At 72.5% G+C, this 16497-nt stretch carries 5 protein-coding genes and 1 pseudogene; 3 read left to right on the plus strand and 3 right to left on the minus strand.

The features are described 5' to 3' along the window. Nucleotides 1–45 precede the first annotated feature (45 nt). Together IE134_RS24010 and IE134_RS24015 are read left to right on the plus strand one after the other, a co-directional pair. Complete coding sequence (locus IE134_RS24010; RefSeq protein WP_189431653.1) at nucleotides 46–10986, plus strand: non-ribosomal peptide synthetase; 10941 nt, start codon at nucleotides 46–48, stop codon at nucleotides 10984–10986. Between the two features lie 5 nt (nucleotides 10987–10991). Continuing rightward, the gene (locus IE134_RS24015; RefSeq protein WP_098020212.1) at nucleotides 10992–12692 is read left to right on the plus strand and encodes an ABC transporter ATP-binding protein; all 1701 of its coding nucleotides are present in this window, start codon (nucleotides 10992–10994) and stop codon (nucleotides 12690–12692) included. Nucleotides 12693–12791: 99 nt separating this feature from the next. Here IE134_RS24015 and IE134_RS24020 read toward each other — a convergent pair whose 3' ends face one another. Then, the gene (locus IE134_RS24020; RefSeq protein ID WP_189431654.1) at nucleotides 12792–13883 is read right to left on the minus strand and encodes an alpha/beta hydrolase-fold protein; all 1092 of its coding nucleotides are present in this window, start codon (nucleotides 13881–13883) and stop codon (nucleotides 12792–12794) included. A 127-nt stretch (nucleotides 13884–14010) separates the two neighbouring features. Continuing rightward, a complete protein-coding gene (locus tag IE134_RS24025) occupies nucleotides 14011–14433 on the minus strand; it encodes a MarR family winged helix-turn-helix transcriptional regulator (protein ID WP_189431657.1) in 423 nt (140 codons plus the stop codon). Nucleotides 14434–14631: 198 nt separating this feature from the next. Here IE134_RS24025 and eno point away from each other — a divergent pair, with 198 nt between their 5' ends. Further along, entirely contained in the window at nucleotides 14632–15933 is a 1302-nt protein-coding gene (gene eno / locus IE134_RS24030) for a phosphopyruvate hydratase (RefSeq protein ID WP_030722607.1), read from the plus strand. A 189-nt stretch (nucleotides 15934–16122) separates the two neighbouring features. Here the strand turns inward: eno and IE134_RS24035 are convergent. Then, nucleotides 16123–16497: pseudogene (locus IE134_RS24035) on the minus strand (coagulation factor 5/8 type domain-containing protein); the annotation flags it as partial.

A 16497-nucleotide genomic window follows, 5' to 3' on the forward strand; every position in this document is an offset into this window, starting at 1 on the left:
AACGCTCGTTCAACTCGCACGCCTCGAAAGGATGCTGAGACTTCGATGTCGGAACCGGGCGCTTCTCGCATACTGCTTTCCCCCACTCGGCTGGCCTCGTTGCGTCGGCGGATCGGCGACTACAGCGAACGGGCCGTCGTCGAGGCGTGTGCCGTCTCCCTCGCGTACTGGGCGACCGGCACCGGCCCCGACGGCATGGACCTCACGCCCACCACCCCCTTTCCCGACCTCCTCGGACGGTTCGACAACGGCACGAGCGGCGCTGGGGGGTGGGAGACCGACGTACAGACCCTCGGCATAACCGTGCCGCCCGGCGTCGACCGGTCCGACGCGCAGCGGGCCCTGGACGACCTGGCCGACTTCCCGGACCGGCCCCTCGGCACCATCGGCCCGTCCGACCCCCGGACACGCGCCGAGGAACTGGCCCGGTGGAACGACACCCGGGCCGACCGGGCCCGCCCGACCGTCATGGAGCTGTTCGCCGAGCAGGCACGCCTGCGGCCGGACGCCGTCGCGATCGTCGACGAGCGCCGCTCACTGACGTACCGCGAAACAGCCCAGCTGTCAGCCCAGTTGGCCCACCATCTGCTCGAGCGCGGCCTCGCGCCCGAGCAGGTCGTCGGCATCTCCCTCGGCCGCTCCGCCGAGATGGTCGTCGGCCTCCTCGCCGTCCTCCAGGCCAAGGGCGCGTTCGTCCCGCTCGACCCCCGATGGCCCGCCGCCCGCCGGTCCGTCGTCGCCGAGGACGCCCGGATCATCCTCCAGCTCAACGCCACGGGCAAGGCCGACGCCGGGGAACCGGACGCCGTCGCCGTCGACCTCGACGACTGGAAGTACGGCGCCCACCCGACGGACGCGCCCGACGTGACCCTCCCCGGGGACTCGCTGGCCTACGTCATCTTCACGTCCGGTTCGACCGGGCGGCCCAAGGGCGCCATGATCCGGCACGAGGCGATCAGCGAGCGCCTGCTCTGGCAGTCCCGCGAGATCCTGCGGTTCGGCCACGACGACGCCTCGCTCTTCAAGGCCCCGCTCTCCTTCGACATCTCCGTCAACGAGATCTTCCTGCCCCTCACCACCGGCGGCCGGCTCATCGTCCTGCGGCCCGGCGGCGAACGCGACCCGCACCACCTCCTCGGCGTCATCGCCGAACAGCGCGTCACCTTCACCTACCTGGTCTCCTCCATGCTGGACGTCCTCCTGGAGCTCGTGGGCGACTCCGGCCGCCTCGACAGCCTGCGGCACGTCTGGTGCGGCGGCGAGGTCCTCACCCCGGAGCTGTACGAACGCTTCCGCACCCGCCTCGACATCCCGCTCTACCACGGCTACGGCCCCGCCGAGACGACCATCGGCGTCTCCCACGTCATCTACCGGGGAGCCGCGACACGCCTGTCGACGTCGATCGGCAAGGCCAACCCCAACACCCAGCTCTACGTCCTCGACCACGAACTGCGCCCCGTCCCGGTCGGCGTCGGCGGCGAACTGTACGTCGGGGGACTCCTGCTGGGGCGCGGTTACGTGGGTGCGCCCGGCCTCACCGCCTCCCGCTTCGTCGCCAACCCCTTCGCCACCGACGGCTCCCGGCTCTACCGCACCGGCGACCTGGCGCGATACGCCCCGGACGGATCACTGGACTTCCTCGGCCGCGCCGACAACCAGATCAAGATCCGGGGCATGCGGCTGGAGCTGGAGGACGTCGAGGCATCTCTGGCCGAGCACCCCGGCGTACGGCACACCTGCGTCGTCGCGAAGGAGAACACGGCGGGCGGCACCTACCTGGTCGGCTACGTCATCCCGGCAGGCCGCGACGAGGACCTGAGCGCCGAGGACCTCAAGGCATGGGCCGCGGCGAACATGGTGGAGTACATGGTGCCCACCCATGTCGTCGTCCTGCCGGAGTTCCCGCTCACCGCGAACGGCAAGGTCGACCGGAACGCGCTGCCCGAGCCCGCCACGGACACCGGCGCCCTCCAGACGCCCGCCACCGAGAACGAACGGCTGGTGTGCGAGGCCGTCGCGGCGGTGCTGCGCCTGGACGCCGTCGGCACGGACCAGGACTTCTTCCAGCTCGGCGGCGACAGCATCCTGGCGATCTCCCTGCTCAGCGCCCTGCGTGAGGTCGGCCTCCATGTCAGCGCACGCCAGATCTTCACCCACACCGTCGTGGGGGCACTGGCGGCGGTGGCGAGCCGGGAGTCCGTCGCCGCCGTGGACCACGGCGACGTCGCCACCGGCACCGTCGTCGGATCACCCATCGTGCAGTGGCTCGGCGAGACCACCGACGCCATCGACGGCTTCGTGCAGTCGGTCGTCCTCACCACCCCGGCCGAACTGACCCCCGAGGCCCTCGACCACCTCCTCACAGCCGTGCTCACCCGGCACGACATGCTCCGCGCCCGGCTGGTACGCGGCGAGCGCTGGGGCTTCGACATCCCCGAGGCCGGTGCGACCGCCCGCTGCTGGGAGCAGAGCGACGCCCCGGTCGAGGACTGCGTCGCCCTCGCGACCGCCGCGCTCGACCCGGACCGAGGCATCATGCTGCGCGCCGTCTGGCGCCGCGCAGCACGCCAACTCGTCCTGGTCGCCCACCACGTGGTCATCGACGGGGTGTCCTGGCGCATCCTGATGGACGACCTCGCCACTGCCTGGCGACAGGCCTCGGCGGGCGGGACCGTCGAACTGGCGCCGGTCGGAACGTCGTTCAGGCGGTGGACGCAGCTCCTGGGCCGTACCCCGTTCGACGCGGACCGTACGCACTACGCCACCACGCTGCCCGCCGCCGACGCACCGATCGGCAGGCGGGCCCTCACCGCGGCCGACACCGTGGCACGCGAACGGACCCGGACCGTCTCCGTCGACCCCGCCAACACGGCCGCACTGCTCGGGGAGATCCCCGCCAGGTTCCACGCGGGCGTCAACGACGTCCTGCTCACCGCCCTCGCCGTCGCCCTCGCCCGTTGGCGGCGGGACCAGGGCCAGGATCAGACCTTCGCCCACATCGAACTGGAAGGGCACGGCCGCGAAGGCCGTTTCGTCGCGCCCGCGGCCGGCTTCGAGCCCGAACTGTCCCGTACCGTCGGCTGGTTCACCACGCTCTTCCCGGTCACTGTGGATCCCGGCACGGCGAGCGACGTCACCGCGCCCGCCTACCTCGCCGCCGCCCTCAAAGCGGTCAAGGAGGACCTCGCCCGCGTACCGGCGGGCGGCCTCTCCTACGGGGCCCTGCGCTATCTGAACCCCGACGGACCGACCGGCACCCCCGCACCTCAGGTGCTCTTCAACTACTTGGGCCGCTTCGACGCGGGCAGCGGGGGCGACTGGCAGCTCGCGGGAACGACAGGGCAGTTGGGCGAGAAGCGCGACCCCCGCATGCGGCTGCCGCGTGCCCTGGAGTTCAACGCGATCGCCGAACCCGACGCGAGCGGGGCCTACGAACTGGTCACCACCATGTCCTGGCCCGAAGGCGTGTTCACCGAGGACGACATCACCACCCTCGGCGACCACTTCCGCGCTGCCCTCACCGGAATCGCCGCGCTCCAGGACGGCGGCCACACACCCAGCGACTTCCCGCTGGTGCCGCTGACCCAGGCCGACGTCGACGCCTTGGACGGCCCGGCACTGCACGACATCCTGCCGCTGACCCCGCTGCAGGAAGGCCTCTACTTCCACTCCGTCTTCGACGACGACGCCACGGGCAGCTATGTCGAGCAGCAGGTGATGACGCTGGACGGCGACGTGGACGCCGACCGGCTGGCGGCGGCGGCCACCCGGCTGCTCACCCTCCACCCCAACCTGGCAGCCCGCTTCACGGCCCTCGCGGACGGACGGGTCGTCTCCGTCGTCGAACACGGCAGGCGCGCGCCCTTCACCACCCTGGACGGCCCCGCCCGCACGGACGAGGAGATCCGCGACCTCGCCGAGCGGGACCGGCGGGCCGGATTCGACCTCGCCACCGGACCCCTGATGCGCTACACGCTCGTCCGCTCCGACGCGGGCCGCTGGGTCCTCGTCCAGACCGTGCACCACATCATCGCGGACGGCTGGTCGGTGCCGCCCATGCTCCGCACCCTGCTGACCGAGTACCACGCGCCGGGATCGGTGTACGCGCACGGCGGCTACCGCGACTACGTGGACTGGCTCGCCGCCCGCGACCAGGACGAGAGCGACCGGGTGTGGCGCGAGGAGCTCGCCGGACTGCCCGGCCCGTCCCTGGTCGCCGAGGGCCACACCCCCTCCGACCGGTTCGCCGACGTCATGGCGGAGCCCGACGAGGACATCGACGTCGCCGCACGCTCCGCAGGAGTCTCCCTGAGCGTGGCCGTGCACAGCGCGTGGGCGGCGACCCTGGGCGGGCTGCTGCACAGCAGGGACGTCGTCTTCGGCTCCACCGTCTCCGGACGCGACGCCGACGTCCCCGGCATCCGTGACCTGGTGGGCCTCTTCATCAACACGATTCCGGTGCGGGCCCGTTGGTCCGCCACCGACACGGCGTACGACCTGCTGGACGCCGTGAAGCGGCACCAGGGCGCGGTCCTGCCGCACCAGCACGTCTCGTTGGCCCGGATCGGCCGGCAGAGCGGCACGGGCACCCTGTTCGACACGCTGGTCGTCTTCGACGTCGCCACCGATGTGGCCGCCCTGCGCGGACCCGACGACACCCTCGTCATCACCGGCATCGTCAACGAGGGCGCGCCGCACTACCCGTTGACGCTCGTCGTCGAACGCGCACAGAGCGGCCGGGTGCGCTTCAACCTCATCTACGACGGTGAACTTCTGCGCCCCGCAAGCGCCGAGGCCGTTCTCGATACGTTCTCCCGGACCCTCACCGAACTGCTCGGCCGCCCGGACACACCGGTCGACGCCCTGCTCGCCGCGCCGGGCAGGGCTCCGGCGCAGGAGGCGGCCCTGGCCACTCTGGGCGAGCTGTTCGACGCCGCCGCGCACCGCGACCCGGCGGCCACCGCCGTCACCCAGTGCGCGCTGGACGGCGCCACCCGCTCCCTCGCCTACGGTGAACTGGCAGCCGAGAAGGGCGCGTTGTCCTCCGCCCTGCGTGCCGCCGGGATCCGCCCCGGGCAACGGGTCGCCGTCGCCGTCCCGCGCTCCCTGGAACAGGTCGTCGCCCTGGTCGCCGTCGTCACCGCCGGAGGCGCGTACGTACCGCTGGACCTGGCCTACCCGGACGAGCGGCTGGAGTACATCCTCGCCGACTCCGCCCCGCAGGTCGTCCTCGTGGACCGCGAACAGCAGGGCCGCTTCACCGCTCTGCTGGAGAGGGCCGGGGTTGCGGCCCGCGTGCTCGTCCAGGGCGAGGACCTCCCGCAGTCCGCGGCCGAACCCGCCGCGCCCGACGTCCGCCCGGGAGACCCGGCGTACGTCATCTACACCTCGGGCTCGACCGGCCGGCCCAAGGGCGTCGTCGTCCCGCACTCCGCGGTGACGACGCTCCTCGCCAACACCCGGCCGGACATGGACTTCGGCCCCGCCGACGTATGGGTCCACTTCCACTCCTTCTCCTTCGACTTCGCTGTCTGGGAGCTGTGGGGCGCACTCGCTCACGGAGGCGAACTGCTCATACCCGAGTTCGGGCTGACCCGCTCGCCGGTCGACTTCCACCGGCTGGTCCGCGAACGCGGCGTGACCGTCCTCAACCAGACCCCGTCCGCCTTCTACCAGTTCATCGAGGCCGACCTGCACGCCGAGGAGCCGGTCACGGCGCTGCGCCGTATCGTCTTCGGCGGCGAGGCGCTCGACCTCGGGCGGCTGCGCGGCTGGGTCGAGCGGCACGGCACCCGTACGCCCGAACTGGTCAACATGTACGGCATCACCGAGACCACCGTCCATGTCACCCACCGGGTGCTCACGGACGAGGACTTCGCCCGGGGCGACGACGCCAGCCCCATCGGCGGTCCGATCCCGGGCCTGACCGTCCATCTGCTCGACGACCGGCTGCGGCCGGTATCGCCGGGCCGGGTGGGCGCGATCTACGTCGCGGGCGACCAGGTGTCCCTCGGCTATCTGGGCCGCCCCGGGCTCACCGCCCAGCGCTTCGTGGCGAACCCGTTCGCCGCCGACGGGTCCCGGATGTACCACACGGGCGACCTCGCCCGCCGGACGCTCGACGGAGAGCTGGAGTTCGCGGGCCGGGCGGACGACCAGGTGCAGCTCAAGGGCTTCCGTATCGAGCTGGGCGAAGTGGAGGGTGCGGTCAGGGAGTTGACGGGAGTCGTCGATGTGGCCGTCACGGTGGCGGACAGCGGCGACCACCTCGTCGCCCATGTCGTCGGGGAGCCGCCCGCCGACGTCACCGCCCTGCTCGCCGCCAAGCTCCCCGCGCACATGGTGCCGGGCCGGGTCCTGCCGATCGACGCGCTGCCGCTGACGGTCAACGGCAAGCTGGACCGCAGGGCGCTGACCGAGCGGGCCGCACAGCAGGACGCCGCCCGGCACGAGACCTCGCCGCGCTCCGACGACTCCGCCCTCACCGCCCTGACCGGCATCTTCGCCGAGACCCTGCCCGGCGCCACCGTCGACGCCGACACCGACTTCTTCGGCGCCGGAGGCGACAGCATCGTCGCCATCACGGTGATCAACCGCGCCCGGGCACTCGGCCTGCCGATCGCACCCCGGGACGTGTTCCTGTTCAAGACACCGCGCGCCCTCGCCGGCCACCTCGCCACGCGCGCCCCGGCTCCCGAGCCGTCGGGACCCTCCCGCCGTGAGGACGGCCCCCTGCCCCTCACCCCGATCATCCTGCGCCAACGCGAACTGGGCGGCTCACTCGACCGGTTCGCCCAGGCCAGGGCCCTCACCGTCCCCGCAGGCACCGTCCCCGCGGACATCCGGCGCGCGGCCGACGCCGTCGTGGCCGCACACCCGGCCCTGCGGCTGCGGCTGCACATCGAGCACGGCGTCTGGTCCCTGCGCACCGAACCCGCCCGTGAAGCCACCGTCGTCACCGGGCACACCACCGACGCGGCCGCAGCCGCCAACGAGGCGGCCGGGCGGCTCGACCCCACCACCGGGGAGGTCATCGCGTTCTCCTGGCTCGCCGCGAGCCGCACCCTGGTCGTCACCGCCCACCACCTCGCCGTGGACGCGGTGTCCTGGCTCGTCCTCCTCGACGACCTGACCACCGCCCTGAGCAGCGGGGCCGCCCTGCCGCCGCCGACCACCTCCTACACCGCGTACGCCGAAGCGCTGGCCCTGCGGTCCGCCGAGGCGGCCGACGGCCTCGGCCACTGGCTCACCACTCTCGACGCCCCGGCGCTCGTGCCCGCGATCCGAGGCGCCCGGGAGACCACCGTCGTCCTCCCTCCCGGCGCGAGCGACCGGGTGACCCGCAACGCGCCCGGCGCGCTCGGCCTCGGACTCACCGAGCTGCTCTGCGGAGCCCTGCGCACCGCGCTGACCCGGATCCAGACCGAGCCCACGGACCTCGCCGTCGACCTGGAGCGGCACGGCCGCGTCCCGGCCCGGGACGATCACGACTACTCCCGCACCGTCGGCTGGTTCACCTCCATCGCCCCCTTACGCCTGACCGCCCACACCGACCCCGTCGCCGCGGCCCACGAGATCGCTGAACGCCAGCCGGACGAGGACGGGCACATCGCGTACGGCCGGCTCCGCTACCTCAACCCGCAGACGGCCCCGCTGCTGACCGCCCGGCCGCAGGTTCTCTTCAACTACCTCGGCCGGGGCAGCGAATCGGAAGCCCTGCGGATCACCGGCGCCGACCAGGGCGACAGCCCGTACGCCGTCGAGGTCAACGCCTGGACCGACGAGAGCACCGGCTCGCTCCACGCGGCCTTCACCCTCGCCGACTCCGTCCCCGACGCGATCACCGACCACTGGCTGACCGCCCTGGAGCAGATCGCGGACGCGTCCGCGACGGCCGAGCGCACCGCACCCGTCACCCCGCTCCAGCGCGGCCTGTACTTCCAGGCTCAGCTGGCGGGCACCGGCACGGAAGCGGCGGGCAAGACCGGGCACTACGTCGCGCAGAGCTGGTTCGCCTTCGACCGTCGTCTGGACGCCGACGCGCTGGCCGAGGCGATGGCGTACGTCATCGGCCGCCACCCCGTCGTCGGCGCGGGTTTCACCACCGACGCGGACGGAAACCCGGTCCAGCTCCTCACGGCCGGCCTCCGGGTCCCCGTCCGCACGCTCGACCTGGCCACCGACGCCGAGATCGAGGAGCTGCGCACCCGGGACCGCGAACAGGGCTTCGACCCGGGGGAGCCGCCGCTCGTCCGGATGACCGTGGTGCGGCTGCCCGACGGCCGCGACGGGCTGCTGCTCAGCTACCACCTGCTGCTCTGGGACGGCTGGTCCCGCGAGATCCTGCTGCGCGACCTGTTCGACGCGTACGAGGCCGTCGTCGCCGCCGAACCCTGGGACGCCAGGCCCGCCGTGCCCGGCTTCGAGGAGTATGCCCGGGAGCTCGCCGCCAAGGACCCGGCCGTGGCGGAACGCTTCTGGGCGGAGCACCTGGCAGGTCTGGCCGGGCCGACGCTGCTCGCCGGACCGGCCCCGGCCCTGGCCGACGCGCTGCCGCAGCCCCTTGTGCGCGCCCTCTCCGCCGAGCTGTCTGAGCTGCTGCGCGAAGCCGCCCGGGCCCGGGGCGTGACGCTGAACTCGGTACTGACCGGAGCCTTCGGCTTGCTCCTCGGAGCCCGTACCGGCCGGAGCGACGCGGTCTTCGGCGTCACCGTCTCGGGGCGTGAGGGCGAAGGGCACGGCGACATCGTCGGCGTCCTGCTCAACACCGTCCCCCTGTGGACACGGGCCAGGCCCGAGGACTCGGTCGGCGCGTACCTGTCCTCCGTACAAGCGGCGCGCGTGGCGGCGATGGACCACGAACACCTGGGCCTCGGCGAGATCCAGCGGGCCGCCGGGCACGACATCCTGTTCGACAACCTGTTCGTGCTCCAGAACTTCCTGGACCTGGACGCGTTCGCCGAGATGAACGCCCGCCACGGGATCACCGAGGTCCAGGCCGACGACTCCACGCACTACCCCTACACCTGGGTCGTCACACCCGGCGACCGGCTCACGGTCAAGCTGGAGCACCGCCACGGCGACGCCGACAGCGCCCGCCGCCTCCTCGACGACTACCTGCGCGTCCTGGAGGACCTGGCCAGGGCCACCGGCCCGATGGGCGCGCTGCCCGGACTCGGCCCTGACCCCGCACCCGCCGCGCGCACCGAGGTCGGCACCGACACCGTCGTCGACCGCTTCGACCACGCGGCCGACCGCGACCCGGACCGGATCGCCCTCGTCGCCGGCGGCGCGACCCTGACCTTCGGCGAACTCCAGGAACGCAGCCGGGCCGTGGCGGGCGTCCTCGCCGCACGCGGCATCGGGCCCGAGACGACGGTGGGCCTGGCGATCCCGCGCTCCCTCGACTGGATCGCCGCCCTGTTCGCGGTGTTGCGCGTGGGGGCCGCGTACGTACCGCTGGAGCTTGACCACCCCGACGAGCGGATCGCCGCGATCGTCGAGGACGCCCGGCCCGAGGTGATCCTCACCGTGAGCGCGGTGTCGCCCCGGCTGACCGGCGAGCTCATCGAACTGGACCGCCCGTTGCCGGAGGCCGCGCCGTACACGACGTTCACGCCGGGCGACCCGGACCGGCTGCGCCACCCCGCGTACACCATCTACACCTCCGGATCGACCGGAAAGCCCAAGGGTGTGGTGACCGAATACGCTGGTCTCACCAACATGCTGATCAACCATCAGCGCCGGATCTTCGAGCCCGTCCTCGCCGAGCACGGCCACCGGACCTTCCGCATCGCGCACACCGTGTCGTTCGCCTTCGACATGTCGTGGGAGGAACTGCTGTGGCTCGCCGACGGCCATGAAGTCCACATCTGCGACGAGGAGTTGCGCCGCGACGCACCCCGGCTCGTCGATTACTGCCTGCGGCACGGCATCGACGTCATCAACGTGACACCCACCTACGCGCAGCAGTTGGTGGCCGAAGGGCTGCTGGAGGACCCCGAACGGCGTCCCGCGCTCGTCCTGCTGGGCGGCGAGGCCGTCACCCCGACCCTGTGGCAGCGCCTCGCCGAGACCGAGGGCACCGTCGGCTACAACCTCTACGGGCCCACCGAGTACACCATCAACACCCTCGGCGTCGGCACCTTCGAGTGCCAGGACCCGGTCGTCGGCGTGGCCATCGACAACACCGAGGTGTACGTCCTGGACCCCTGGCTGCGACCGCTGCCCGACGGCGTCCCCGGCGAGCTGTACGTGTCCGGCATCGGCATCGCCCGCGGCTACCTGGGCCGCAGCGCCCAGACCGCGCACCGCTTCGTCGCCTGCCCCTTCGGCGCGCCCGGGGAGCGGATGTACCGCACCGGGGACCTGGTGATCCGCCGGCCCGACGGGAACATCGCCTACCTCGGCCGCACCGACCAGCAGGTCAAGATCCGCGGCCACCGGGTCGAACTCGGCGAGGTCGAGGCCGCGTTCGCCGCGCACCCGGCGGTGCGCTTCGTCGCCGCCGTCGCCCAGCCCGACCCGGGGGTCGACGGCGCGTACCGGCTGGCCGCCCATCTCGTCCTCACGGGCCCCGCCGACCTCGCGCAGGTCGCGGGCGAGGTGGGCGCCGGGCTGCCGGACTTCCTGCGCCCGACGCACTACGCCCAGGTCGACAGCATCCCGCTCACCGTGAACGGCAAGGCCGACACCAAGGCGCTCCCCGAGGCCAGGCCGCTCGGCGCCCTCACCACGGCGGGGGAGCGAGGCCCCGAGACCGAGACCGAGAGCGTCGTCTGCGAGTTCTACGCCGAGGCGCTCGACCTCGACGACGACGAGGTCAGCGCGGTCAGCGACTTCGTGTCCCTCGGCGGGCACTCCATGCTGGCGGTGCGGCTCGTCGGACTGCTCCGCCGCGAGTACGGTCCTGTCATCACCATCCGCGACCTGTTCACCCTGCGAACCCCCGAAGCGATCGCCCGCCACCTCGACGAGAACTCCTGACCCTGATGAAGACTCCTGACACCGAGCGGCCCCGCCCCGGGGCCGCCATCCTGCGGACGGCGCTCCGCCGCAACATCGGCGCCATGACCGCGGGCACCGTCCTGATGGGCCTGTACCAGGCGGCGGAGACCGCGTTCCCCATCGCGCTCGGACTCATCGTCGAGCACACGATGCAGGACCGCAGCCTCGGCTCCCTCGGCGTCTCGATCGGCTCGCTCGCCGTGATCATCACGACGGTGTCCCTGTCGTGGCGGTTCGGCATGCGCGTGCTGCAGAAGGCCAACACCACCGAGGCGCACCGCTGGCGGGTGCAGGTGGCCGCCTGTGGGCTCCAGCCGGTGGCCAGGGACGTGGACCTCAAGTCCGGCGAGATCCTGACCGTCGCCACCGAGGACGCCGACCAGACCGCCGACATCATCGAGGTCGTGCCGCTGCTGATCAGCTCCCTGGTCGCCATCGTGGTCGCTGCGGTCGCCCTGAGCCTCGCCGACCTCCGGCTCGGCCTGCTGGTGATGGTGGGCACCGTCGCGATCCTGTCGGTCCTCGCCGTGATGTCCAGGCGGATCGGGGCCAGCACGCAGGAACAGCAGGCCCGGGTGGCCCGGGCGGGCGCCAAGGTCGCCGACCTGATCATCGGGCTGCGCCCGCTGCACGGCTTCGGCGGCAACCACGCCGCGTTCGGGGCCTACCGCGAGGTCAGCGCGGACGCGAAGCGCCAGGCGATCACCGTCGCCCGGGTGAACGGCACCTACGCGGGCACCGCGCTCGCTCTCAACGCGGCTCTCGCCACGGCCGTCTCGCTGACCGCCGGCTGGCTGGCGTTCGAGGGCCGGATCACCATCGGCGAGCTCGTCATGGCCGTGGGGCTCGCGCAGTTCATCATGGAACCGCTCAAGATGTTCTCCGAGATGCCCAAGTACGTGATGATGGCCCGCGCCTCGGCCGAGCGCATGGCCCTCGTCCTGAACGCGCCTCCGGTGACGACACCGGGCCCCGAACGCCCGGAGCCCGGCGGCACCCTGGAAGTCGACGGCGTCCACCATGGCACGCTCCAGGGGGTCAAGTTCACCGTCGCCGCAGGTGAGTTCGTGGCGATCGCCGCCTACCAGCCGCGCGCGGCGGCCGATCTCGCCGCCGTTCTCGCGGTGAACGCCGCCCCGCAGACGTACGGGGGAGTGGTCCGGGTCGGCGGCCGGGAGATCGGTGACCTGTCGATCGAGGCGGTCCGCGCCCACCTGCTGGTGAACCCGTACGACGGGGAGATCTTCGCCGGCACCCTCCGGACGAACATCGACCCGTCGGGCAGCGGTCGGGAGATCGCGGGGGCCGTGGAGGCGTCCATGCTCACCGACGTCGTCGCCCTCCACCGGGAGGGGCTCGACCACGTGGTACGCGACCGGGGGGCGAACCTCTCGGGCGGTCAGCGTCAACGGCTGTCCCTGGCGCGTGCCTTGGCCGCCGACACCGACGTGCTCGTCCTGCACGACCCCACCACGGCCGTGGATGCGGTCACGGAACAGCTCATCGCGCGCAACGTCGCGAAGCTGCGCCGGGGCCGCACCACGCTCGTGCTGACCAGCAGCCCGGCGCTCCTGGACGCGGCGGACCGGGTGCTCGTCCTGGACGGGGGCGTCATCACCGCCGAGGACACCCACCGCAATCTCCTCGCCGGGGACGAGGCGTACTGCCTGGCCGTGGCCCGGTGACCTGCCTGTAGGGGCGAGGCCTCAGGCACCGCCCCGACCCGGCGGCTCAGGCACCGCCCCGACCCGGCGGCCCAGCCACCGCCCGCCCCTGCCCGTGGCTCAGCCCAGGGCCCAGGTGACATCCCTGAGCAGGGCGTGCCGCCAGCCCGCCCGGTCGTGGTCCGAGGCGGACCGCGAGACCCGCACGGTCGCACCGGCCCGCTCGGTGAGCGACTCGGTCAGCGCGCAGTGGGGCAGCATCCGCGTCTCATGCTCCCCGACGTCGAACGCGCACCGCAGCCGCGACAGGTCGGCCCCCCGGCGCAGCCGCTCGGCGACGGCGCCGCCGACCGCCCCGCCCAGCGGATCCGGCAGGTCCACGGCCCCGGGCGCCCACCAGAAGGACCCCGACTGGCAGGCGACCCGCGAGACCAGTTCCGGGAACTCCAGCGCCGCGTACAGCGCGCTCAGACCGCCGAGGCTCTGCCCGGCCACCACGAGCCGGTCCAGGCCGGCCGGCACACCGCAGTCGCCCACCAGGGGCAGCAGCTCGTCCCGGACCGCCTCCCACAGTTCCGGGCGGCAGCCGAACTCCGCCTCCCGGTCCTTGGCCGGCAGGAACACCAGGGTGACCGGGGGCAGGTCGCCCGCGTCGAAGGCCGCGTCGAAGGCGGCCGCGGCCGGATGCAGATACAGCCAGTCGTCCCCGTCGAGCAGCAGCACCACCGGACCGCCGCCGCCCACCGGATGGACCCGCACGGTACGCCGCCCGCCGAGCCGGTCGCTGCTCCAGCGGATCCGGGTCCGGGGAAGGGGCGGCACATCGTCCGGGCCGAGGGCGGGCCAGTGCGGCTGGGGCGGGGCGTCCGGCGTCGCGGCGACGGAACGGTCGGCCCCCGCGCCGACCGGATTGAACGGATCGGCATTGGCCTCGCCCGCCACGAGGACGCGGTAGGTCACCCGCAGCCGCGCGGGCAGGGACACCTCCGCGTACCAGCAGTCGGTGTCCTCCCAGCGGCGCAACGGCACCGGCGGCGACCAGCTTTCGAAGTCGAGTACGGCCTCGGAGCCGCGCCACAGGAAGAGGGTCCGCCAGCCGCCGTCGGCGGGGACCGGCGCGGGCGTGCGCGCCGCCGCCCAGAACGCGTCGGTGCCGGGGCGGCCCGGCAGACCGAAGGCGGCGAAGGGGCTCTCGGCGTCCACCGGAGGCATGAACGTCTCCTTGTGCGAAGGGAAGAGCGGAGAGGCAGGCCGAAATGGGCTCCACCTCTTGTAAGGCGAGCCTAACCCAACGGCCCTGAACGGCTGTTGGGGATGGGACAGGGAAAAGCGGCCGGGCTCAGTACGCGGCGAGCCGCTCCATCAGGACCACGCTGTGCGCGAGCTGCTGCTTCTCCTCGGCGGTCAGTTCGAGGTCGATGGCCCGGGCCAGCCAGTCGGCCCGCCGGTCGCGCTCCGCCTTCAGCGCCGCCCGGCCGACCTCGGAGAGATCGACGAGCGACTTGCGGCCGTCCGTCGGGTGCGCCCGACGGACGACGAGGCCCTGCTCCATCAGGAGGCCGACCGCGCGGGCCATCGACTGGGGCCGTACGCGCTGGTCCGCGGCGAGGTCGCTGGTGGTCATGGCCCCGTCCCGGTCGAGGACGCCCAGCACGGCGACCTGGCCGTGCGGAATCCGGTCCTCATGCTTCACGCGTCGCGCGAGTTTGCCCATGGCGGTGCGCAGATCGGCGGCGACGGTGGCGGGTTCCGGGGTGGGCATAGGGCACTTTAACCCGCGGTTGTGGGCGCGTCCGCCCAGGTGGTCGGCCCAGGAGGTCCCCGGTGAAACTCAACAGCACAACTGCACAGCCAAGCTAAACAGCCAATCTGAACAGCATTGCTGTAGAGTTTTGCTGTCGCGGCTCGCGCCGGCGCTGTCGCACCAGTGCCGCGGCAGGCACCTACGGAAGGACCTCGCATGTCCCGCACGACAGCTGAGCCCGCCGCCATCCGGTCCGTCACCGCCCGCCGGATCATCGACAGCCGGGGCAACCCCACCGTCGAGGTCGACGTCCGCCTTGCCGGCGGATCCCTCGGGCGCGCGGCCGTCCCGTCCGGTGCCTCCACCGGTGCGCGGGAAGCCGTGGAACTGCGTGACGGGGACGCCGGACAGTGGCACGGCAAGGGCGTAGACCGTGCGGTCGGCCACGTCAACGGGGAGATCGCGGCCGCGGTCGTGGGCCGCGACGCGGACGACCAGGCGGGCCTGGACGCGGCGCTCGTCGGGCTCGACGGCACCCCCGGCAAGTCCCGGCTCGGGGCGAACGCCGTCCTCGGGGTCTCGCTCGCCGCCGCGAAGGCCGCGGCGACGGCCCACCGTCAGCCGCTCTACCGCTATCTCGGCGGCGCCGACGCCCGCCTGCTCCCGCTGCCGATGATGAACATCATCAACGGCGGTGCGCATGCCGACAATCCGCTGGACTTCCAGGAGTTCATGATCGCGCCGGTGGGCGCGAAGACCTTCGCCGAAGCCGTCCGCATGGGCTCCGAGATCTTCCACACCCTGCGCCGCGACCTGCTCGCGGCCGGTCACTCCACCGGCGTCGGCGACGAAGGCGGGTTCGCCCCCGCGCTGCGCACCGCCGAGGAGGCCCTCGACTTCGTCCTGAGCGCCGTCGAACGTACCGGATACCGTCCCGGCGAGGACATCGGCCTCATCATGGACCCGGCATCGTCGGAGTTCTTCCGCGACGGTGCCTACGTGTACGCGGGCGAGGGGGTCCGCCGTACGCCCTCGGAGCAGGCGGACTACCTGGCCGAGCTGATCGACGCGTACCCGATCGTCTCCATCGAGGACCCGATGGCCGAGGACGACCTGGACGGCTGGCGCGAGCTGACCGCCCGCGTCGGCCACCGCTGCCAGCTCACCGGCGACGACGTCTTCTGCACGGACGAGGCGCAGGTGCGCGAGGGCATCCGTACCGGCGTCGGCAACTCGGTCCTGGTCAAGGTCAACCAGATCGGCACCCTGACCGAAGCCCTCGCGACGGTCGCCACCGCCCGGCGTGCGGGCTGGAGTGCCGTGATGTCCCACCGCTCCGGCGAGACGGAGGACACCACCATCGCGGACCTGGCGGTGGCGACGGGCTGCGGCCAGATCAAGACCGGCTCGCTGTCCCGTTCCGACCGCACGGCCAAGTACAACCAGCTGATCCGGATCGAGGAGGAGCTGGGCGATTCGGCGCAGTACGCCGGCGGGGCGCTGCTGTCCCGCTCCTGATGGGGCCTCGGGGCCGGGCAGGTGCATCTCCTGATACGCCCGGCCCCACAACGCGGAACGGGCGGCCTCCGGCGGACGGTTACGTCCACCGGAGGCCGCCCTCCGTTCGCGGCGGGCCGGTCCGGGCCGCCGGACACCGGACCTGCTCACCGCTCCCGGGTCACCGGTCCGGGCCGAAGAAGAGCGGATCTAGGGGAAGTTGGTGACGGTCGAAGGAATCGTCGACGTTCCCGATGTCGGCGAGCCGATGTTGTTGATGACGTGCTGGTACTGGCCGTTGCCGCCGAGCGAGACGACCAGCAGGTTGTGGAACTTCACGCCGGGCTTCACCGGTGCCTTGAAGCCGTGTTCCTGCACGATGGTCGGGTCGACGTTGTAGTAGCAGTAGCTGCCCATGCCCCAGCCCTCGTGCTGCTCGACCGAGTCGTCGACCCGGTAGGCCGCGTAGCCCTTCGTGTTCCCGTTCTGGATGGCGGCCTGGTTGGGTGCGTCGTACGCCTTCTCGTTCTGGAAGAAGATCGTGCGGCCGCGTTCGCCGTACCACTCGACGTCGTACTTGTTGAA

It is taken from the genome of Streptomyces rubiginosohelvolus (assembly GCF_014649875.1).
Taxonomy (GTDB): domain Bacteria; phylum Actinomycetota; class Actinomycetes; order Streptomycetales; family Streptomycetaceae; genus Streptomyces; species Streptomyces rubiginosohelvolus.